Origin of the sequence: Blautia faecicola, assembly GCF_004123145.1 — a bacterium.
Lineage (GTDB): Bacteria > Bacillota > Clostridia > Lachnospirales > Lachnospiraceae > Oliverpabstia > Oliverpabstia faecicola.
The window spans coordinates 1959970-1982089 of sequence record NZ_SDKC01000001.1; the positions used below are offsets into that span (position 1 = coordinate 1959970).

Below are 22120 nucleotides of genomic sequence, written 5' to 3' on the forward strand. Positions count from 1 at the left end.
CAAAATATGCATGTCCGGCAATTTTTACACCAGAAAAGGACGGAAGTTTTTCTGTTAGCTTTCTAGATTTGGAAGTATGTTATACATGTGGGATTCTTTAGAAAACAGCCGATACCCAGCCCGAAAGCAGACTGCACCATTTGCGGCAACACTTTGTGGGCGTTTAGGGCAAGCTTTGAAATCCGACGCATACGTAGACTTTCGCGAGGGTCCGCTGACCCTCGTGAATATAGTCGTAGTTGGCGGCTAGTTCAAAGTTGCCCTGCCCACGTTGCCGCAAATGGTGCAGTCTGCTTTCGGGCGTCCCCATACCGGCCAGACGCCTCCGTCTATTCATTTTTACAGATTCGTCCGAATCAATTTCGGCCGATATCCATCTTTTTCCAGTTCCTGCATAATCTGCTGCTTATGCTCCGTACCAAACGCTTCCATAGTAATCTTAAGCTCCACAGCTGCATTTCTGTTTGTACTATAGAACTGGTTATGATCCAGTTTTATAATATTACCCTGCTGCTCCGCAATCTTCTGAGAAACCTTTGTAAGTTCACCCGGACGGTCCGGCAGCAGAACAGAAATCGTAAAGATACGATCTCTCTGGATCAGCCCCAGCTGAACAACGGATGCCATTGTGATCACATCCATGTTACCGCCGCTCAGAACAGAAACTACTTTTTTACCTTTTACATTCAGGTGTTTCAGTGCTGCAACCGTAAGCAGACCGGAGTTCTCTACGATCATCTTGTGATTTTCTACCATATCCAGGAAACTTACGATCAGTTCATCATCTTCTACTGTGATCACATCATCCAGATTCTTCTGCAGATACGGAAATACATGCTCACCGGGAGTTTTTACCGCAGTACCGTCTGCAATCGTATTGACCGTAGGAAGCGTGGTAACTTCTCCCTTATCCAGAGAAACCTGCAGACAGTTTGCTCCTGCCGGTTCTACACCGATGACTTTGATGTTCGGGTTCAGCAGTTTTGCCAGTGTGGAAACACCGGTAGCCAGTCCGCCGCCACCGATCGGAACCAGGATATAATCAACCAGCGGAAGTTCTTTGATGATCTCCATAGCGATCGTTCCCTGTCCGGTTGCTACTGCCGGATCATCGAACGGATGGATAAACGTATATCCGTGTTCTTCTGCCAGCTCATACGCATGCGCACATGCATCATCATATACATCTCCGTACAGAACAACTTCTGCACCGTAGCTTTTTGTTCTTTCTACTTTAATCAGCGGTGTTGTTGTCGGCATAACGATGACTGCCTTTGCACCGTATGCTTTTGCCGCATATGCCACACCCTGTGCATGGTTACCTGCGGAAGCGGTGATCAGACCTTTTGCTCTCTCTTCTTCGGTCAGTGTGCTGATCTTGTAGTACGCACCTCTTAACTTGTACGCACCGGTTCTCTGCATATTTTCCGGTTTAAAATATACTTTATTTCCTGTCATCTGGCTGAAATAGTCACTGAAAATCAATTTTGTATCCTGGGTTACTCTTTTTACAACCTCTGAAGCCTCTTCAAATTTGTCAATTGTAAGCATTATGATTCTTCCTCCTCTGTTTTTACATCAAACAGTGCATTTACAAACTGTTCTGCATTGAATTTTTGCAGATCGTCGATAGATTCTCCTACGCCGATATATTTTACCGGGATATCCAGTTCGGACTGGATGGCCACGGCGATACCGCCTTTTGCGGTTCCGTCCAGTTTCGTAAGAATGATACCGGTGACATTTGCCACCTCTTTGAACTGTCTCGCCTGTGCCAGCGCATTCTGTCCGGTCGTACCGTCCAGAACAACCAGCGTCTCCAGATAAGCATCCGGATATTCTCTCTCCAGCACGCGGTAAATCTTTCGAAGTTCTTCCATCAGATTCTTTTTATTATGAAGACGTCCTGCAGTATCACAAAGCAGTACATCTGCATTTCTCGCTTTGGCTGCTGCCACGGCATCGTATACGATTGCTGCAGGATCAGCACCCGCCTGTCCTCCGATCAGATCCACACCGGCACGATGCGCCCATTCGGTCAGCTGTTCACCGGCTGCGGCACGGTAAGTATCCGCTGCGGCAACGATGACTTTTTTGCCCTGATCTTTCAGCTTTCCTGCCAGTTTTCCGACAGATGTGGTTTTTCCCACACCATTGACACCGATCACCAGCACAACGGATTTTCTGTTTTCAAATTCATAGGCAGTGTCACCGACATCCATCTGTCGTTTGATCTCATCGATCAGAAGCTGTTTGCATTCGGAAGGTTCTTTGATCTTCTTTTCTGCCACTTCTTCTTTCAGATGTTCAATAATGGATGTGGTCGTATTGATACCGATATCCCCCATTACGAGAATCTCTTCTATTTCCTCATAGAAATCATCATCGATGCTGGAAAAGCCGCTGAAAATAGAATCGATTCCGGCTACAATATTATCTCTTGTCTTTGTCAGACCTTCGCGAAGACGTCTGAAAAAGCCTTTCTTTTCCTCTGACATATGGTTTCCTCTCTTATTTTTTTACTTCTTCCTTATTGTATCTTTTTCACTTTACTGCACTATCTCATTATAGAATGATGTATATACGACTGCAAGTCCTTTTTCGATTTGCAAACAATTCTACTCATCCAGCTGATTCTCGATCAGGTTGACCGATACCAGTGTGGAGACACCTTTCTCCTGCATGGTGATACCGTAGAGACGGTCTGCCGCATTCATCGTACCACGTCGGTGCGTGATCACGATAAACTGTGTATTTTTTGTGAGTTTATGCAGATACTGTGCAAAACGGGTAACGTTGGAATCATCCAGCGCCGCCTCGATCTCGTCTAACAGACAGAATGGAGACGGTTTCAGGTTCTGGATGGCAAACAGCAGTGCGATCGCTGTCAGTGCCTTTTCTCCACCGGATAACTGCATCATATTCTGCAGTTTCTTTCCCGGTGGCTGGGAGATGATCTTAATACCTGCTTCCAGTACATCCTCATCCTCCATCAGTTCCAGCGTTCCCTTTCCACCGCCAAACAACTGTTTGAATACCTTGTCAAATTCCTGACGGATCTCCTGGAATTTCTCCGTAAACTGTTTGCGCATTCCCTCATCCAGTTCCGCAATGATACCCTTCAGCGTTTCCGCTGCTTCTACCAGGTCAGTATGCTGTGCATTCAGGAATGTGTGACGTTCCATAATCTCTTTATATTCTTCAATTGCATTGACATTGACATTTCCGAGTTTTCGGATCGCATCTTTTAATTCTGCAATCTGCTGGCGGATCTCACCGCGTTCCGGCATCTCTTCCATCCGGTAAGTATTCGCCTGTCCCGGCGTAACTTCATATTCTTCCCAGAGATAATTGATCTGATTTTCCTGTCGTTCTTCCAGTTTCTCTTTCTGGCTGTTCAGTCGGAAACATTCTTTATCCATTCGGCTGATATGTGCGGACAGTTCATCCCGGCGGCTGAAAAATGTTTTATGCTGGCTGCTCAGCTCCTCTTTCTTTGCCAGATAGTTCTGCATCTGCGTCTCATCTTCCTCGCGGATCCGTTCGGCTTCCTGAATCGTCTGCTGAATCGTCAGAATACCCTGTTCTTTTTCTTCTTTTTCCTTGCCGCCTGCCTCCAGTGCTTCCTGCATCTGCTGCAGTTCTTCCCGCATTGTTGCTTCTTCCTGATGGATACGGCTCAGATTCTCTCCTGCAAAACTTACTTTCTGCTCCAGAGATGCATAGTCTAACTGGATTTGGTTCAGTTCCTGACTGTAAGCGGCTTCTTTTTCCTGCAGCTGCTCCAGGATCTCCTGATGACTGTTCACCAGGGTTTCCTGTTCCTGTTCTCTGGTCGTCGACTGTTCCATCTCCTCACGAATCGACGAACTGCTGCCTTTGATCTCTGCGATCTGGTTTTCAATCTCACGGCCTTCTGCCTTCAGCTGTCCGTAACCGGTCCGCACTTCGCGGATGCGGGCTTCCGCCTGCGTAATCCCTACTTTCTCCGTGTTCTGACCGATCTGTAACTGCTGTAACTGCCGGGTCATCTCTGTCAGTTCATCCCGCAGGGCATTTCTTCTCTCCCGCTTGTCCAGGATCACTTTCTGGATCTTTTGCAGTTCTTCTTTCAGTGCACCGACTTTTCCTTCCAGTTCCTCGATCTCACGGCGCCGTCCCAGAAGATTACTGCTGTTTCGGAACGCACCACCGGTCATCGAACCGCCCGGACTCAGTGACTCTCCCTCCAGCGTTACGATACGCAGAGTGTGACGGTATTTTCTTGCAATTGCGATCGCATGATCGATCGTATCCACCACCAATGTTCTTCCAAGAAGCTGGGACAGAAGGGTACGATAGGTACTCTCCGCCGTCACCAGCGTATCGGCAAGTCCGATCACTCCCTGTTCTTTTAAAGCTGCCGGACTCTGAAAATTGCTGTTTCTCATATTGGTCAGTGGCAGGAAAGTTGCCCGTCCGTACCGGTTCTTTTTCAGATATTCGATCATCCCTTTGGCAGTCTGTTCGTTATCCGTAACAATGTTCTGGATACTTCCGCCAAGTGCCGTTTCCACAGCCACTTCATACGCTTTCTCTACCTTGATCAGATCCGCAACAACACCGTGGATCCCCGGCTGGCGGTCTCTTTGTTCCATGACACGCCGGATACTGTTGCCGTATCCTTCATAACGCTCCGCGATATTCCGCAGAGATTCCAGACGGGATGCCTCTCTGTGGTAGGCGGTCTGCCCCTGTTCGAGTTTTTTATTCTGCTCTTCCATCTGGCTTCGCAGAGAAGTGACTTCCCGCTCCACTTTCCGGTACTCCATCTGGATACCGTCCATCTGGACGCTGATTTCTTTGTATTTTTCCTGATGTCCCTGGATGATCTCCTGCTGCTGGGACTCGTCACTTTTCAGTTTCAGCACACGCTGACTGAGTGCTGCTTTTCGGATCCCGATCTGTTCAAGCATCGCATCGTAACGCTGCATCTTACCTTTTGTTGATGCCCGCTGATTCAGGATCTCGATGATCTCACTCTTTCCATCCTCGATGATCTGACTGGTTTCTTCTATACTCTGATGCAGGATCGCCAGTTTTTCTTCCGCTTCTTTTTTTCTGACAGCTGCTTCACCGAGATTTTCTTTCAGGGCTTCCTGCTCCTGTTCATGTCCCTGCGCTTCCTGCTGTCTGCGTTCGAGATCCTGCCGGATCGCCTGCATCCGTTCTTCGTAGTGCTGATGGTTCTGCTGTGCCGCCCGGATCTGTTCTTTCAACAGTTCCACGCTGTTTTCCAGCTGTTGCTTTTTCAGAGCATTCTCCCCTGCCTGGGTCCTCGCTTCCTGAATCTTTGTATCCAGTTCTTCCAGCTCTTTTTCCAGACGTTCGTATTCTGCCTTCGTCTGGTCAAACTGTGCCTGTGTCTGCTGTAATTCGCCCTGAGAAATCCGGTATTTTTCCTCTGTTTCCTTTAACTGTTCTCTGATGTGAGCACTCTCTGCCAGATACATGTTCACATCCAGAATTTTCAGTTCTTCTTTTTTCTTCAGATAAATTCTGGCTGTCTCTGACTGGCGTTCCAGAGGTCCCAGCTGTCTGGTAAGTTCCGACAGAATATCCGTCACACGAACCAGGTTCTGCTGTTCTTCATCCAGTTTCTTCAACGCGGTAGCTTTTCTTCGCTTGAATTTGACGATACCGGCAGCCTCGTCAAAAAGTTCTCTTCGCTCTTCCGGCTTTCCACTCAGGATCTTATCGATCTGTCCCTGTCCGATGATGGAATATCCTTCTTTACCGATACCGGTGTCATAGAAAAGTTCATTGATATCTTTCAGACGGCAGCTGGTTCCATTTAACAGATACTCACTCTCTCCGGAACGGTACAGCCGTCTGGTAACGGTTACTTCTTCGTATTCGATATCCAGTTTGTGATCGGAATTATCCAGCGTAATGGCAACCGACGCAAAACCAAGCGGTTTTCTGGTCTCTGTACCGGAGAAAATAACATCCTGCATGTTTCCTCCACGCAGCTGTTTTGCACTCTGTTCTCCCAGTACCCAGCGGACAGCATCGCCGACATTGCTCTTTCCACTTCCGTTCGGACCTACGATGCCGGTGATACCGTTATGGAATTCAAATACGATCTTATTGGCAAAGGATTTGAATCCCTGTACTTCGATACTCTTTAAATACATACGGTCACCTACTGTTTTTTGTTTTCCGCAGCTTTCAGGCGACAGATCGCGCGGTATGCAGCCATCTGTTCGGCTGCTTTCTTGGTTCTTCCGCTTCCCTGTCCCATGCACTGTTCACCGATCCACACTTCCACAGAAAATGTCTTATCATGATCCGGTCCGCTCTCACCCAGCGGATGGTAGGAAATTTCTCCCGGAAAATTTCCCTGTACCATCTCCTGGAAGATAGTCTTGCTATCAAAAAAGAGTTTTTTATGTTCGATATCATTTAACACATAATCCAACACAAACTCTTTTGCATTAGCAAATCCACCATCCAGATAAACCGCACCGATCACTGCCTCCAGTGCATCGGAGGTCACCGAATCCCTGTGTCGTCCGCCGGTCATCTCTTCGCCCTTTCCCAGACGCAGAAAACTTCCCAGCTCAATCTCTCTGGCACAGAACGCCAGTGTCGGCTCACATACCAGACTCGCACGCAGCCTGGTCAGTTCTCCCTCCGGCATCTGTGGAAACTGCGTGAATAAATGCTCACTGCTTACCAGTTCAAGCACCGCATCTCCCAGAAACTCCAGCCGCTCGTTACATTCGATCCGGTTCATTCTGTGTTCATTGGCATAAGAGCTGTGACGCAATGCCTTTTCCAGAAGTTCCGGATTCTGAAAGTGATATCCTATCTTTTTTTCCAGTTCCTTTAATTCTCTCATAATATCTCCCAATTTCTCTTATTCGACAACGCTCTGGATCAGTTCCACTGCATCGCCAACCGTCACGATTTTTTCTGCTTCTTCCTGTGGAATCTCGATGTCAAATGCATCTTCCACGCCAAGAATGATCTGATACAGATCTAGGGAATCCGCTCCCAGATCGTCGGTAAATGTAGTACCCGGCATTACCTCCGAAGCATCCACATTCAGTACTTCTGCAATTATCTGCTGTAATTTTTCCAGTTCCATCTCTAGTTTTCCCCCTTTTTCTCCTGCTTCATATTCTCCTGAATCTTTCCGCAGATGTCTTCTTTTGAAAATGCAATACACTGGATCAGTGAATTCTTAATCTCATTTGCTTTTGAACTTCCGTGTGCTTTTACCACCAGACCTTTCAGACCGAGAAGCGGTGCTCCGCCGTATTCGCTGGCATCAAAACTTTTCAGTGTCTCTTTCAGTGCCGGTTTTACCAGAAGTGCTCCGATCTTGCTGCGCAGGCTGGACATCATACCTGCCTTTACTTTGGAAATCAGCGTAGAACCAACGCCTTCATACAGTTTCAGAATTACATTTCCCACAAATGCTTCGCAGACTACAACGTCACAGACACCTTTCGGGATATCCCTTGCTTCCACATTTCCGATAAAATTAATGTCTTTACATTCTTTTAATAACGGGAATGTCTCTTTTACCAGCGCATTTCCTTTTTCTTCTTCTGCACCGATATTTACCAGACCTACTTTCGGGTTCTTGACTCCCATAACATATTCCATGTAAATCGATCCCATACGTGCAAACTGCACCAGATGAGAAGAACGGGCGTCCACATTGGCACCGCAGTCGATCAGAAGAGAAACACCGGTTGCAGTAGGGATCAGTGGTGCCAGCGGTGCACGTTCCACCCCTTTGCTCTTTCCTACCAGAACCTGTCCGCCTACCAGTACCGCTCCGGTACTTCCGCAGGATACAAAAGCAGATGCCTCCTGGCTTCTCACCATGCGCAGCGCTTTTACCAGAGAGGAGTCTTTCTTTTTCTGGATTGCCTGTACCGGTGGTTCTCCGGTTTCAATGATCTCGGACGCGTGAACCACTTCCAGGCGGTCTTTCGGATAGGAATATTTTTCCAGCTCTTTTTTCAGGACCTCTTCCTGTCCTACCAGATACACGAACAGTTCCGGTTTTTCATTCAGTGCATCAATGACACCTTTTACCGGCTCCTGCGGCGCGTAATCTCCACCCATGGCGTCCACGGCAACTTTTATATATTCACTCATATTCTGTCCTCTTTTCTCATAAACCTCGCGTATTCTCTTCCGGCATTTCTTTTTCGGAACAAGAAACGTATAACTATCTATATGATACTAGACATTCTGCAAAAAAGCAACAAAAAAAGGATCTGCCTTTCACAGACAGATCCTTTGCATATTTCTTTCTGTTTACTGCATGATTCCGTCAGATCCCAGATGATATCCATCTATATCTGCATCACATACCATTGCTCCGTTTTCATCAAAATAGAACCAGTTATCTCCCCACTGATACCATCCGGTACGGATATAACCGTTTTCGTCAAACAGATACCATTTTCCTTTGATTTCTTCCCAACCATTTGCCGGATAAGTACCGTCTTCTCTCTGATACCACCAGTTATCGCCGCTCTGCTGCCAGCTTCCGGTTTCTTCTGTGGCTTCCGTATCATCGGTTGCAGCTTCCTGTTCCGTGATGGTTACACATTTTGTTCCGCTGGCTGTCAGCTGAACGCCATCTCCTACGGTATTGGTTACTACCACATAGTAGTAAAGTGTTCCGGATTCTGTAGTCGGCGGTGTATAAGTAGCTTCTGTTGCTCCGTCGATCGCGGTTCCGCCACCGTTGGAATCAACATTGTTACGATACCACTGGTAGCTTAATGTTCCTTCTGATACCGTAGCTTCCACGGTTATAGGATCTGCTGTTGCATGCAGATCATAAGTCACCGGATCTCCCATCTCGGAAGTAATCTCCGGTTTCCCCACACTGTCGTCAATATTGGCAGCGTTCAGATCCACCGTTTTCTCTTCTTTCTGTGTCTCTTCACTGTTGCTGCCTACCAGAATACCAATCGTATCTTTTGCCGAGCAGGCTGTCATCAGCGGCATACAGCAAAGTACCACGCCTGCAAGTAATCCCCTTTTTAATTTCATATATAGTACTCCTTTTATTTTTAAAATGTGTAACTGTTCCGTACAGTTACTAAAATGTTACAATTTCTTTTCATCCCTGTGTCATATTGTAACATTTTCAGAATTATCTGTCAACTGGATGGATCTCCCATCTTCCTATCCGGTTCTCTCTCTTTTACAGCTGAGCCGTTACAAAAATGTCGTAGATCGCACGGATCGCAGTCTCAAAATCACGGTTTTCCACACCGATGATAATATTCAGTTCACTGGATCCCTGATCGATCATCTTTACATTGACATGCTTATGTGCCAGTGCTGAGAAGATTCTTCCTGCTGTACCTCTGTTTCTTCGCATACCTCTTCCAACGACCGCGATCAATGCCAGATCTGCTTCCAGATCGATGGCATCCGGTGCTACCGCACGGTGAAGACCTGAGATAATGTTCTGTTCCTTTTCTTCGAATTCACTCTGATGCACATACACAGTCAGTGTGTCAATGCCGGAAGGCATATGTTCAAAGGACAGCCCGTTATCCTCAAATACCTGAAGAACTTTTCTGCCAAATCCGATTTCAGAGTTCATCATATCTTTCTCGATATTAATAGAAGCAAATCCTTTTCTTCCCGCAATACCTGTGATCGTATAGGCCGGTTTGTAGCAGGTGCTTTCCACAATAACCGTACCTTTATCCTGCGGACGGTTCGTGTTACGGATATTGATCGGGATACCTTCCTGACGAAGCGGGAAAATAGCATCTTCGTGCAGTACAGTGGCTCCCATATAAGCCAGTTCCCGGAGTTCTTTGTATGTAATTGTCTCAATGACGGCCGGGTTATCCACGATACGCGGATCTGTTACCAGCATACCGGAAACATCGGTCCAGTTTTCATACAGATCTGCATGGATCGCTTTTGCAACGATGGATCCGGTTACATCAGAACCTCCACGGGAAAATGTCTTCACACTTCCATCATGGAGAGATCCATAAAATCCCGGGATTACTGCATGATCGATTCCTCCCAGTCTTTCTGCCAGCTTTTTATAAGTCATCTCACCGTCCAGATTTCCGTTATCTTCAAAGAAAATACATTCTGCAGGATCCACAAATGTGTAACCCAGATAATTTGCCATCACGATACCGTTCAGGAATTCTCCTCTGGATGCTGCATAGTCACTTCCTGCCTGCGCAATGAAGTTTTTCTCAATCTCTGCAAACTGTTCATCCAGTTTCAGATCCAGTCCCAGTCCGTCAATAATTTCCTGGTATCTCGCCTGGATTTTTTTGATCTTTCCTGCAATCTTTTCACCTTTTTCAGCTGCCCGATAACATTCATAGAGCATGTCGGTTACTTTGATATCTCCATCAAAACGTTTTCCCGGTGCTGACGGAACCACATAGCGTCTTGCTTCATCCGAACGGATGATATCACCTACCTTTTTAAACTGTTCCGCACTGGCAAGAGAGCTGCCACCAAACTTCACTACTTTTTTCATGTTTTCCTCCTCTGTGCATAACTGTACATATGCGGTTTTTCATTTTTCTCCTATTATAGATTTCTCATTTTCATATGTCAATAATAATGTCTTGCTCCAGATAGCACAAAAATCATGCTCTCGCATGATTTTTGCATAAAAACGATATACTGACTGGTTTATTTTTCCATCTCACCCTCACGGTATTTTTCAATCTGCTCATAGTTGCTTGCAAGAGCACCCGTTCCGCTTGCACCATTTGGTCCGAAACGAAATACAAATTTCAGAAGGATTGGCGTTATGATAGTCGTGATCACAACTACAATAACCACAGGTCCCAGGAAGGAAGATCCCATCAATCCGAGAGCCGATCCTTTATCAGCAACGATCAGTGCAACCTCACCTCGGGAGATCATACCGACACCGATACGGGCACACTGGTAATTCTTATATCCACACACTTTTGCACCCAGTCCGCAGCCCAGCACTTTCGTCAGCACTGCGACGATTACCAGAACAACTGTAAATCCCACAACTTTTCCGTTCATAGCCGGAAGTACAACTTTGATACCGATACTTGCAAAAAACAGCGGCGAAAGAAGCATATAAGAAATCGTATCGAATTTGGATGCCAGCCACTGTGTTCTCTGTGTCTTGGATACTACCAGACCTGCCACGAAAGCACCTGTGATATCTGCCACGCCGAAGAATACTTCTGCGCAATATGACAGCAACAGACAGAATACAAATACCATGATTGCATGGCGATGCAGTGGTCTGTTTGTCAGTTCTTCCCATTTTTTGTAACCATAATAGAATGCCACACCTGCAATCAGCGCAAATGCAAAGAAACCTACGATTTTTAACAGTACCATACCGAGGCTTACGGAAGAGTCTGCCATACTGGTAACAATTGTCAGTGCAATAATACCCAGAATGTCATCGATAATTGCGGCTCCCAGGATCGCATTACCGGAATGAGTTTTTAATTTTCCCATCTCTTTCAGCGTTTCCACACTGATACTTACAGACGTTGCCGTCAGGATAACACCGATAAAAATATTCTGTAAAAACGCACTGGCTCCCGCATCAGAATCGATAATTCCGGGCTTGTTAAAGAAATATGCCACGGCAAACCCGCCTGCCAGAGGTACCAGAACACCCAGCAATGCGATCACAAACGAGGCTTTTCCGCTCTTCTTTAACTCGTCGATATCCGTCTCCATACCTGCACAGAACATCAGAACCACAACTCCGATCTCCGCAGCATCATGAATAAAAGTGGTCTCATGGAGAATATTAAGACAGGCCGGTCCCATCAGGAGACCTGCCAGCAATGCCCCTACCACCTGTGGCATATTGTAACGACGTGTTACCAGTCCAAGGATCTTCGTAGTAAGCAGGATCAATGCCAGATCCAGTAAAAAATTGTACGTTGTTTCCATGTTTTTTCCTCCCTGTGTTTTGCGGTTCCCATCTTCAGGTCAGAACCGCACTGTTGCCTACTATAGCATTTTTACACCGGAAAGACAATATTTTTTAATAAAATTTTAATATTTATCTTACCGCTCAATGGAGGTTTTCCAGTTCTTTCATTCGTTTTCTCCGGCGCAGACGTTCACCGCTTTTATTATATACAAAGAACGATTCCACCAGCAGTTTATTAAAGGGACCCAGTTTGTCCTTGGTTGTTTTATCGTACCGGGTTCCGCCACAGGTAATATAGGAAACACTTTTTACATATTTGATCAGATCCGATTCACAGCGGATATTATCCGGCAATTTGGTGTACGCCATTCCGATACATTCCAGTCTGTGAGCATCGCTTCCCCCAAATCCGGGTTTATGATACTTTCTGGCCAGTTTTCTGGCCTTTTCGTTCACTTCTTCTGATTCGCAGGCATTGAAAACTTCCACAAAGTCAAACTGTTCCATCAGACTTTTCAGCCGTTCTTCGTGAAACTTCTTTCTCGCCTGGGTTTTGATCAGACTGAGGTATTTTTCTCCGTATGGATGCGCCGGTCCGACAATTCCTCCGTATTTGTGTACCACCATGATCAGAATCTGAGCCGGCAGACCGCGCAGTTCAAGAAGTTTCAGCTTCACTCCCTCCGGCATGATCACCAGCATATGTCCACAGTCGATCGTATCATATTCCACACCCTTTAACACCACGAAATCTGTATGATTCTTTCCTTTGATGGAATCTCTCCATTCCCGGTAACCGTCATAAGAGTTGTGATCGGATACCAGCATCCCGCCGAATCCTTTTTCTTTCAGTTTTTTGATATATTCTTCGATCATGACTTTTCCATCCATGGAACCTTCCTTGGTATGGCAATGCATATCGAACTTCATATACCCTCACCCCTTTTCGTACAGTTTTCATAACGACTTGTCTTTTTGCGCTTTCGCAGATAGTCATTACTATTTTCTTTACAGATATTATAACCTTTTTCCGACACGGTTACAAATTATAATTGTAAAATTTATAATAACTATTCAATAGTCACTGTACCGCGAGGTGTTTTGGCATGAATATGCCAAACTCCCGAGACATACAAGCCAAAATGTATGCGATCACCACAAGTTCGCATGGTTTCTTCATTTCCGCATCGGGTTAATATGCCGTCCTGCAGCGATCAGGAGAAGAGCGGAACAGCCCAGCTGTACCAGAATCGACAGTTCTACCATATGCTCCACCCCAAAAGAATGGCTGTAATCTCCAAAATAATCACACAGCCGTACCAGTCCGTAGGCGTTGGTTGTCTGCTGTCCGATCAGTCCATACAGCGTGACTGCCGGATTAAAATACAGAAGATAAACCAGCCCGCCAAGCCGGATGCCTGTAAAGCCTTCCTGGTACATTCCCCGCATCTGCTGAATATAGCCGGTTCCAAACAGGATACCCATCGTTCCGAACACCAGAAGTACCACTGTCACATAACTTAAAATCACCGCAACCGTAGTTTTACGTATGATCGCCGAATAAAAGATAGCGATACTTCCTATAAATATACCGGTGATGACAAGATTCAGGATCAGCTGAAACAGATTTACCAGAGTAATTCCTCCATAGATCAGCACCAGTCCTATTACAGGAAGTGTTGAAAAGGAAATAAGGAAAATCAGGCAGAGAGAAGATTCCAGTTTTCCCAGAATAATTTTCCAGGGACTCAGATGGGTGGTGAGAAGCAGATCCAGGGTCTTTCTCTCACGTTCCCCCGCAATGGCACCTCCTGCCAGTCCCGGGATCAGTATACAGATGGCAAGGAACAAACCATATCCCATCAGGACATAGCACTGGATCGGAAAACGGTACTGCAGGATCGTCATATAATTTTCTCTTCCGCTCAATCCCATCTGTGCGATCAGGGCAAACAATGCCAGAACCAGATTCACGCCGAGAATAATCCAGGCACATTTCATATTTCTTGTATAACGTTTCATTTCATTTTCCAGAACCGGATTCTTCCTCATACTGTCGTTCCTCCCTGTACCGGATCTGTAAGATGGAAAAATACAGATTCCAGATTATTGTGTTCTCTGCGAAAAGAAGTTACCAGCACCTTCTGCTCCACCAGTTGTCTCAGAAGCTGCGCCTCTTCTTCCCTGCTTCCGGTAAAAAGAATGGAAATCATATTTTTATCGATTGCTATTCTGGATACCAGCGGGTGCCGGTTCAGCAGGTGAACGGCAGTCTCCAGATTCTGATATACCTCGATCAGGATCGGATTGGAACTGTCGATAGAGGTCATGATTTCATCGATGGGACCTTCCAGTACCATTTTCCCCTGATGGATAACTCCGATATTGCTGCACATATCTGCCAGATCAGACAGAATATGTGAACTGATCAGTACCGTATATCCCTCTTCACACAAACTCCGCAAAACTTCTTTAAAGATCCTCCTTGCACCCGGATCCAGTCCGGATGCCGGCTCATCCATCACCAGAAGCTGTGGCCGGTGAATCATGGCACGGGCAAGACAGAGCCTCTGCTGCATCCCTCTGGATAATTCATCTACCATACGGTCCTCAATATGAAAGAGATGTACCCGTTCCAGTACCTCCGAAGCCCTTAAGCGCCCCTCTTTTTCATCGATTCCATAGGCAGCCGAATAAAATTCCAGATATTCCATCACCGTCAGATTATCATAGACACCGAAAAAATCCGGCACATAGCCGATCTTGCTTTTTAAGACGCGTGTCTCCTTTTCTGCCCGGATACCATCGATCCACACTTTTCCTGAAGTCGGCCGCAGTAATCCGGATATGATTCGGATCGTGGTCGTTTTTCCGGCACCGTTTGGTCCTACAAATCCATACAGCTGTCCATGCCCGATTTCCATATTCAGTCCGTCCAACGCCGTTACGTGAGGATACCTTCTGGTCAGACTTTCAATCTTAAGCATCCGGGGTCACCACCTTTCCTGTGATCTGCAGACAGGGAAGTGTACAGTTTTTATTTGTAACATCCATATCGTCCGCCACCTGATAGCGAACCCGCAACGTCCCCTCTGCCGACAGATATTTTTCCAGTTCCGTCCCGTCAAACAATTTTTCCCATTTTGAAATCGTCTCATATTCTCCACTGGACCAGCAATAAAAAGCAACCTGCCCACGAAATGGTTCAAAATATTTCGGATCATCATATTCCGGTTTAAAGAATTTTATCTCTGTAATTTCTCCCAGTCCGGAAAGATCATAGTTAAGGACTGCATCCTGTCCGTACATCAGATTCGTTCCCGCGGTCGCGCTTCCACTTTCCACAGAAGCCAGCACTTCTGCGTTGGGACAGAATATGGTTCCCTCTTCCTTTTGCCAGCTGATATCCACCGGCATATAAAACTGTGAGATTCCGTCTACTTCATAACCGGAATTCATCTCAAAAGAAGTATCACTGTTGGAAATCGTTCCGAGGAGGCAGACGCCTTCCGTTTCTTTTCTCTGTGCATCCCATACCTGTTCCATCACGGCGTTCACCGCATAATCCGGATACTCTGCATCTTTCAGATCCAGATATTTTCTCAGAATCTTTTCCAGACCTCCATTTCCATAGGAATGGATTTTTTCGGAAAAAGTACCTTCTTCTCCCGGTTCCAAATCTCCCAGAAATACGATACGGTTCGTGAGTACAAGAATCGCATTCTCGATTCTGTATCCTGTAGGGTTCTTCCATCTGCCTTCGATATGCTCATTGTCCCCGGATGCATGGATCTGTATTTCTTCTTCCGGTGATACCGCATGATCCCGGTTCAAAAAAAATGCATTGCCTGCAAACACCGGCAGCCTGCTGAATGTCAGTTTGTAGCAGTCTTCTTTTTCGTAGATTTCCACTTTATCCGTGATATCTGTATTGACCTCTTCTACACTGTATCCGCTTTCTGAAGACATTGTCAGATGATAACTTTTATCCAGATAGAGCTGATATGTACTGTTATATGGTGCCTGTACACCCAGCTGCATCGTTTCTCCCCAGATATGATCCTGCTGGGTATACATCCGTTTCATGGTAAGTACCGGAGCAGTCAGTCTGGTGCTTGTCCCCATCACTGCCATAATACCAAGGAAAAGAACGGAAAGCAGTGTAACTCCTGACCAGAAATATTTTCTTTTTCCCTGTCTTTTCAGGATCAGGTACAGTCCCGGTCCTGCCACACAGGCATAAAAAAGAATCAGTATAAAATATTTGATCAGACTGGGGCGTTTTCGTACCGGAATCTGACTGGTGTCATAGCCGGTATATACAACATAGCCCCATTTTTCACTGAGCCTGTCAAAAAATGTTGGTCGTGATTCTCCATTCAGAAAATTCTCAAATACTTCAAAAAAATCCTGCCCTTCTTCAACAGTAAGCAGGATACCTCCTTCCTGCTGCCAGCGATGGAGTGTCACCCACTGTTCTCCGGAAATCGCAGCCTCCGGTCCGATCAGCAGTGCATCCAGTTGATCCAGATCTTTCCAGCTGTCCGGAATCTCCGATGCATCCATCTGATAAACAGACACAAAAATATCACCCATGCCTTCGGTAGTTTCCGCAGAAATCTGTATCCCGTCAAGCTGTTGCACGTCTTCCGGCTGTGCTCCTATAACTCCGATCAGTGCAATGTCCTGGTTTGCAGAAAAGTTCTTACTCAGTGATGCTGTCTGTACTGTTCGGGACCCATCTTTCAGATACGCCTGTACGGTACCATTAGCCCATGGAAAGGTCAGATAAAACGTTTCCTGCCGTGTTTCCCCTGCAGCGAGTGCTATATTTTTCTTCCATACGCACACTTTACTTCTGGTATAGTCCATATCATTGCCGATCATCGTCAGACTCTCTCCCAGATCAGATTCCTGATTGCCGGCAACCGGCACTTCCATCTCCAGCTGTCCTTCAAACGCTTCCCCATGATTTGTCAGTGTTGCCGTAACCGGCAGGCAGGCATCACTGTTTCCCGCCTTGCCGTTAAATCCCCAGTTTAATGTTATCTCAATGTCGTTCTCCGGCTCATCTTCTGCCCATACCAGGCAGGGCAGCAGCAAGATCAGCAGTACCAGTACTATTCCCCGGATATGTTTTCTCATGTCTGTCTCTCCTTTGTCTGTTGCAACGGAAGCCATACAGAAAATACCGTTCCGTCAAGATCACTTTTCACCTGTACGTCTCCGCCATGAAGCACTGCGATCTGATGAACGATAGCCAGTCCAAGACCGGTTCCTCCCGTATTCTGTGAACGCGACTGTTCCACCCGGTAAAACTTCTGAAATAACTTTTCCAGGTCTTCTTTCGGGATCACATACCCATAGTTGATCACCTGTACCAGAACATGTTCATGTACCACTTTTGCTGCCACACGGATGATTTTTCCGTCTTTTCCATATTTGACCGCATTATTCAGAAGATTTTCAAAAAGGCGTGCCAGCAGATTACCGTCCCCCTCCAGGGGGATTCCATGTTCCGCGCAGCTGAACTGTGCTTCCAGACCGTTCTTTTCAAAACTTGGCCACGCTTCATCCAACAACTGCTCCAGTAGTTTCTGCAGATCCAGCTGTTCCAGATGCAGGCTCATCTCTTTATGTTCCATCTTTACAAATCCAAACAGTTCATTCGTCAGTTGTTCCAGATGAATGGCTTTCCGATAGGCAATATCCAAATACTGCTGCCGCACCTGTTCATCCAGATCCGGTTTATTTCTTACCCAATCCAGATAACCGATCACCGAAGTCAAGGGGGTCCGAAGGTCGTGCGCCACACTGGTTACCAGATCGTTCTTGGTCCGTTCCGCTTCCCGTTCCCGTTCCATCAGATCTTTGACATGTCGCTCCATCTGGTTCATATACCGGGCGATCTCACCGAATTCATCCAGATTCTCTACCGGGATTTCCTGATTCAGATCCCCGTTTGCAATATCCCGCATCGCACGCTCCAGCATTCGCACATAACTCATGTATTTGTGGATCAGCGTGTAAAAAGTAAGAAGAAAGGTCAGTGCTCCGCAGACCGCAAGGAACAGCAGGCGATAATTCGGATACAGCCCGTCCGGTCCCAGCATGGCACTGCGATATCCCATGTAGCGCAGCGTTCCCGCCACCTTATAGATCAGAAATGCCATGATAACTTCCATGATACCGGTAACCGCCAGACTGATGATCGTATACCAGGCAATCCTTCCCTCAAATGTTCGAATAAATCTACTGCTCAATTTTATATCCTACCCCCCAGACTGTAGTGATGATCTTGTCGGTTCGGGTGTCGTCTTTCATCTTTCCGCGAAGCCGACGGATATGTACCATGACGGTATTGTTCGCCTCATAGACCTTCTCGTTCCATACCTTTTCAAAAATCTCATCGGTGCTGAACACCCGTCCCGGATGAGAAGCCAGCAGATACAAAATGTCAAATTCGATTGGAGTCAGCTTGACACTCTCTCCATCCACAAACACCTGATGTGTCTCTTTGATAATCGTTACATGATTCAGTCGGATCGTGCTGTCCTCCTCCTCCTTCTTCTCATTCGCCGGATTCAGATCCCGGTAACGCCGAAGCTGAGATTTCACCCGCGCCATCAGTTCCAGCGGATTAAACGGTTTCGTCACATAATCATCCGCCCCGGTCGTAAGTCCCACAATCTTATCTAACTCCTGTGTCTTGGCACTTACCATAATAATCGGCACATTGTGCTTCTCCCGAATCCTCCGGCACATCTCCAACCCGTCCATCTTCGGCATCATAATATCCAAAAGCACCAGATCAATCTTCTCCCGCTCCATAATCGCAAGCCCTTCCAGCGCATCCGAACTCTTCACCACCTGATACCCGTCACTGATCAGATACAACTCCAACAGATCCGCAATCTCCTGTTCATCATCCACAACTAAAATTCTGGTCTCTTTCATCTCCCATATCCTCCATATCCCATTATGTATTTCTCAGAATGTTACCCATCCCTGCCTCACAGAATCCTCTCTGCCAAACAGAACAGTCACTTCCAAATATTTTTTCGTACTCCACCGGGCAACCCGCCCACCTGTTCCCCTACAGTGTACCATCATTCCCCCACCAAAGTCCTTACCAAAAACTTAAAATCTCACGAACCCTTCTCTAGAGCGTGTTTGAAAAATCATTCCTGCAATCTGCACGCCCCACTTTGCGGCATATTTTACCTTCGTTCGGTTGACGTAGCCCGCTACGCCGCCCTCATTCAGGAAAAATCTCCCACAAACTGTGACGCACATCTTGCAGAAAGCCTTTTTCAAACACGCTCTAGCAGAACCATAAAACTCCGTCCCCACCGGCAAGCCCCGAAAAAAGCCACAACTCTCCGTCCCCATTGGTTTCCGCCAACAAACAGTTCTCTGCTAACAAACAGCGGCTGAACTGGGATTCCTTGGGTGAACAACACTTTGTGGGCGGTTAGGGCAAGCTTTGAAATCCGACACTTACGTAGACTTTCGCGCGGGTCAGCCGACCCGCGTGAATATAGTCGAAGTTAGTGGCTAGTTCAAAGTTGCCCTGCCCACGTTGTTCACCCAAGGAATCCCAGTTCAGCCGCGTTCCCTAAGCCGAAACCTATATTTTATTTACTCATTTTCCGTCTTGCCACAAAGATAATCAATAAACTGCTGCGCCGTCCGACCCGACAGCCCACCATGCTGCAACTCCCACTTATTCGCCTCAAGCAAAAGCTCCTCCTCCGGCATCTCCACATGGTGTCTCTCAGCCAGCGTCTTCACGATATTCTGGAACTGTTTCTTATCCGGTGCGCAGAAGAAAATAGACACGCCAAAACGTGCAACCAGCGACAGCTTCTCCTGAACCGTATCGGAAGAATGCAGATCATCTCTTCTCTCTTCTTTATCCGAGAATTTCTCCCGAACCAGATGTCTTCGATTGGAGGTCGCATAAATCAGAATATTATCCGGTTTTTTCTCCAGACCACCCTCGATTACAGCTTTCAGATATTTGTACTCGATCTCAAACTCCTCAAAAGACAGATCGTCCATATAAATAATAAACTTGTAATTCCGGTTCTTCACCTGTGCGATAATATCGTTCAGATCCTTGAACTGATGTTTATACGCCTCGATGATACGAAGTCCCTGATCATAATACTGATTCAGGATACCTTTGATACTGGAAGATTTACCGGTACCTGCATCACCGAACAGCAGACAGTTGTTTGCCGGACGTCCCTGTACGAAAGCCTCTGTATTGTCGATCAGTTTCTTCTTCGCGATCTCATATCCAACCAGATCATCCAGATGCACATGTGCGATATTCGTAATCGGCACGATCCGGGCAGGAGTCACCGTTCCGTCAATACGGAATGCTTTGTGAAGTCCCAGTTTACCAACACCGAATTCCTTATAAAACTGTACCATATCATCCATGAACTCTTTTGTGGACTCTGCCTTTGCCAGTTTTTCTGCCAGTGTGCAGATCCGGTCGCGGATGCGTTTGTTAAAGAACTTGCTGCCCTCGTTGATATTCTGATAATTGGTGATCAGGCTGCTGTCCACGGATGGATAAATCTTTTCCAGTTCTTTCAGATCAAAATCATACAGCTGTTTAAAGATCTCAAAATCATGCATTGCAAACGCATTGATCGTACCTTCCACCGGACCTACAATCTCACAGGCAGTACTGAACGCATTTTCATGATTGACCAGCAGATAGGTCAGATAATCATGCCACAGGTTTCCCGCAAATCCGTAGGTTCCTGCCATCTCTACCAGCTGGTGAATACATGCAAAATACTCCCCGCCCTTTCCGTAGAGCACCTTCGGATGAGAGATATCTTCCATCAACATAGTCATCTTCTCCAGCAATTCGCCCTGTTCAAAATCACGATATAAAATGCATTCTCTTATTCCTGTCATTGTCTTTACCTGTCTTTCTTACATCTAATATGTAATTGCTTATTCCGGCTGTTCCCTGTCTTCACAGCCGGACAGTTCTCATGTATCATTAATAATTTCCAAGAATCCGCAGATTATTCACCTCTCTGGAAATACCATACAGCGCATTTTTCACACCGCTGTCACTTAAGTTTCCTTCAAAGTCAACAAAGAAACGATACTCCCATTTTTTCTCCGGGATCGGGCGGGATTCGATCTTTGTCATGTTCAGATCATTATAGATAAAATGGGACAGTGTGTTATACAGACTTCCGCTCTCATGAGGGATCTCAAAACATACACTGATTTTTCCTGCTTCTTCCTGATAGATTTCTTCTTTGGATACGATAATAAACCGGGTGGAATTCTGCTGGCTGGAGAATACATGCGGTTTTAAAATCTGTAATCCGAAGCACTGTGCCGCATATGGACTTGCGATCGCTGCCTGTGTCAGATCTCCGTCTTCTTTTACTTTTTTTGCTGCCATTGCGGTGTTCAGATATTTCTCCGCTTTCCATTCCGGATGCTCTTCCAGGAATTTTTTACACTGGGACAGTGCCTGCGGATGAGAATATACCGTCTTAATGTCTTCAAGTGTGGAATTTTTCAGTGCCATCAGCGCATGATCCACCTGAATGATCTGCTCGCCGACGATACTGTGATGATATTCCACCAGAAGATCATAGATATCTGCTACGATGCCCGCAGTAGAATTTTCGATCGGAAGTACGGCATAATCTGCATCGCCGTTTTTGATCGCTTCCATCGCATCCCGCCAGGTTTCCACATTATAGTTCTCGATAGACTCTCCGAAAAAGCTGTGCATCGCGGTAAAACTGTATGCTCCTTCCACACCCTGGAATACCACTTTTGCCTTCTGCATCGGCAGGGAAGACACTTTGCGGAACGAAATGTTTCCTGCTTTTCCGTGCTCAGCCAGGATACGGTACTGTAATTTACGGCTCATCGCCATCATCTGACGAAACAGTTCGTATACGCCGACCCGGTTAAAGGAGTTGGATGCATAGTGTTCCAGTGTCATTAGTTTTTCTTTTTCTCTCTTCGGATCCAGCACTTCTTTGTTGTTGGAAATCTTATATTCCGCCACATCTGCACTCAGCTGCATCCGTTTCTCGAAAAGTTCTACGATTTCTTTGTCAATGGTATCAATCTGATCTCTGATCTCGAGTAAATCCAATGTTTTATTATCCATAC

General features: G+C 46.3%; 19 protein-coding genes. 1 reads left to right on the top strand and 18 read right to left on the bottom strand.

Going from position 1 to position 22120, the window contains the following annotated elements; genetic code table 11:
* Positions 1-339: 339 nt before the first annotated feature.
* The 16 genes from ilvA to ETP43_RS18420 all read right to left on the bottom strand — a co-directional run bounded on the left by ilvA (position 340) and on the right by ETP43_RS18420 (position 19213).
* Positions 340-1551: a threonine ammonia-lyase gene (gene ilvA / locus ETP43_RS08770; RefSeq protein ID WP_022170904.1), complete on the bottom strand. Its 1212-nt coding sequence runs from the start codon at positions 1549-1551 to the stop codon at positions 340-342.
* Positions 1551-2498, bottom strand: a complete 948-nt coding sequence (gene ftsY / locus ETP43_RS08775; protein ID WP_022399112.1) for a signal recognition particle-docking protein FtsY — start codon at positions 2496-2498, stop codon at positions 1551-1553. The genes ilvA and ftsY overlap by 1 nt, the downstream gene beginning before the upstream one ends.
* 120 nt (positions 2499-2618) lie before the next feature.
* Positions 2619-6176, bottom strand: a complete 3558-nt coding sequence (smc, locus tag ETP43_RS08780; RefSeq protein ID WP_129257789.1) for a chromosome segregation protein SMC — start codon at positions 6174-6176, stop codon at positions 2619-2621.
* Between the two features lie 8 nt (positions 6177-6184).
* Positions 6185-6886, bottom strand: coding sequence for a ribonuclease III (gene rnc, locus ETP43_RS08785; RefSeq protein ID WP_129259546.1), 702 nt, complete (start codon positions 6884-6886; stop codon positions 6185-6187).
* A gap of 15 nt (positions 6887-6901) precedes the next feature.
* Positions 6902-7132 (bottom strand): acyl carrier protein, encoded by a 231-nt coding sequence (acpP, locus tag ETP43_RS08790; protein WP_129257790.1) that lies wholly within the window; start codon positions 7130-7132, stop codon positions 6902-6904.
* A gap of 2 nt (positions 7133-7134) precedes the next feature.
* Positions 7135-8157 carry a phosphate acyltransferase PlsX gene (gene plsX / locus ETP43_RS08795; RefSeq protein WP_129257791.1) on the bottom strand — a complete coding sequence of 341 codons (1023 nt, stop codon included), beginning with the start codon at positions 8155-8157 and terminating at the stop codon, positions 7135-7137.
* A 162-nt stretch (positions 8158-8319) separates the two neighbouring features.
* Positions 8320-9066 (bottom strand): hypothetical protein, encoded by a 747-nt coding sequence (locus ETP43_RS08800; protein WP_022399107.1) that lies wholly within the window; start codon positions 9064-9066, stop codon positions 8320-8322.
* A gap of 154 nt (positions 9067-9220) precedes the next feature.
* Complete coding sequence (locus ETP43_RS08805; RefSeq protein WP_129257792.1) at positions 9221-10540, bottom strand: aspartate kinase; 1320 nt, start codon at positions 10538-10540, stop codon at positions 9221-9223.
* Positions 10541-10698: 158 nt separating this feature from the next.
* Positions 10699-11964: a cation:proton antiporter gene (locus ETP43_RS08810; protein WP_129257793.1), complete on the bottom strand. Its 1266-nt coding sequence runs from the start codon at positions 11962-11964 to the stop codon at positions 10699-10701.
* 124 nt (positions 11965-12088) lie between these two features.
* The gene (locus ETP43_RS08815) at positions 12089-12877 is read right to left on the bottom strand and encodes a PHP domain-containing protein (RefSeq protein ID WP_022170913.1); all 789 of its coding nucleotides are present in this window, start codon (positions 12875-12877) and stop codon (positions 12089-12091) included.
* Positions 12878-13123: 246 nt separating this feature from the next.
* On the bottom strand, positions 13124-13999 hold the full coding sequence (locus ETP43_RS08820; RefSeq protein WP_022399104.1) for an ABC transporter permease: 876 nt from the start codon (positions 13997-13999) through the stop codon (positions 13124-13126).
* Positions 13996-14934 (bottom strand): ABC transporter ATP-binding protein, encoded by a 939-nt coding sequence (locus ETP43_RS08825; protein WP_129257794.1) that lies wholly within the window; start codon positions 14932-14934, stop codon positions 13996-13998. Before ETP43_RS08825 ends, ETP43_RS08820 begins: the two co-directional genes overlap by 4 nt.
* Positions 14927-17092 carry a hypothetical protein gene (locus ETP43_RS08830; RefSeq protein ID WP_129257795.1) on the bottom strand — a complete coding sequence of 722 codons (2166 nt, stop codon included), beginning with the start codon at positions 17090-17092 and terminating at the stop codon, positions 14927-14929. Before ETP43_RS08830 ends, ETP43_RS08825 begins: the two co-directional genes overlap by 8 nt.
* Positions 17089-18210, bottom strand: coding sequence for a sensor histidine kinase (locus ETP43_RS08835; RefSeq protein ID WP_129257796.1), 1122 nt, complete (start codon positions 18208-18210; stop codon positions 17089-17091). The genes ETP43_RS08830 and ETP43_RS08835 overlap by 4 nt, the downstream gene beginning before the upstream one ends.
* Complete coding sequence (locus ETP43_RS08840; RefSeq protein WP_022399100.1) at positions 18200-18904, bottom strand: response regulator transcription factor; 705 nt, start codon at positions 18902-18904, stop codon at positions 18200-18202. The genes ETP43_RS08835 and ETP43_RS08840 overlap by 11 nt, the downstream gene beginning before the upstream one ends.
* 183 nt (positions 18905-19087) lie before the next feature.
* Positions 19088-19213 carry a DUF6783 domain-containing protein gene (locus ETP43_RS18420; protein WP_334295515.1) on the bottom strand — a complete coding sequence of 42 codons (126 nt, stop codon included), beginning with the start codon at positions 19211-19213 and terminating at the stop codon, positions 19088-19090.
* Between ETP43_RS18420 and ETP43_RS18425 the strand changes: the two genes are divergently transcribed.
* Positions 19163-19384 carry a DUF6783 domain-containing protein gene (locus ETP43_RS18425; protein WP_334295516.1) on the top strand — a complete coding sequence of 74 codons (222 nt, stop codon included), beginning with the start codon at positions 19163-19165 and terminating at the stop codon, positions 19382-19384. The two genes, ETP43_RS18420 and ETP43_RS18425, sit on opposite strands and share 51 nt — an antisense overlap.
* Before the next feature lie 204 nt (positions 19385-19588).
* Here the strand turns inward: ETP43_RS18425 and ETP43_RS08850 are convergent, their stop codons facing one another.
* A complete protein-coding gene (locus tag ETP43_RS08850) occupies positions 19589-20887 on the bottom strand; it encodes an ATP-binding protein (RefSeq protein WP_129257798.1) in 1299 nt (432 codons plus the stop codon).
* 88 nt (positions 20888-20975) lie between these two features.
* The gene (gene pheA / locus ETP43_RS08855) at positions 20976-22118 is read right to left on the bottom strand and encodes a prephenate dehydratase (RefSeq protein ID WP_129257799.1); all 1143 of its coding nucleotides are present in this window, start codon (positions 22116-22118) and stop codon (positions 20976-20978) included.
* Between the last annotated feature and the right edge of the window lie 2 nt (positions 22119-22120).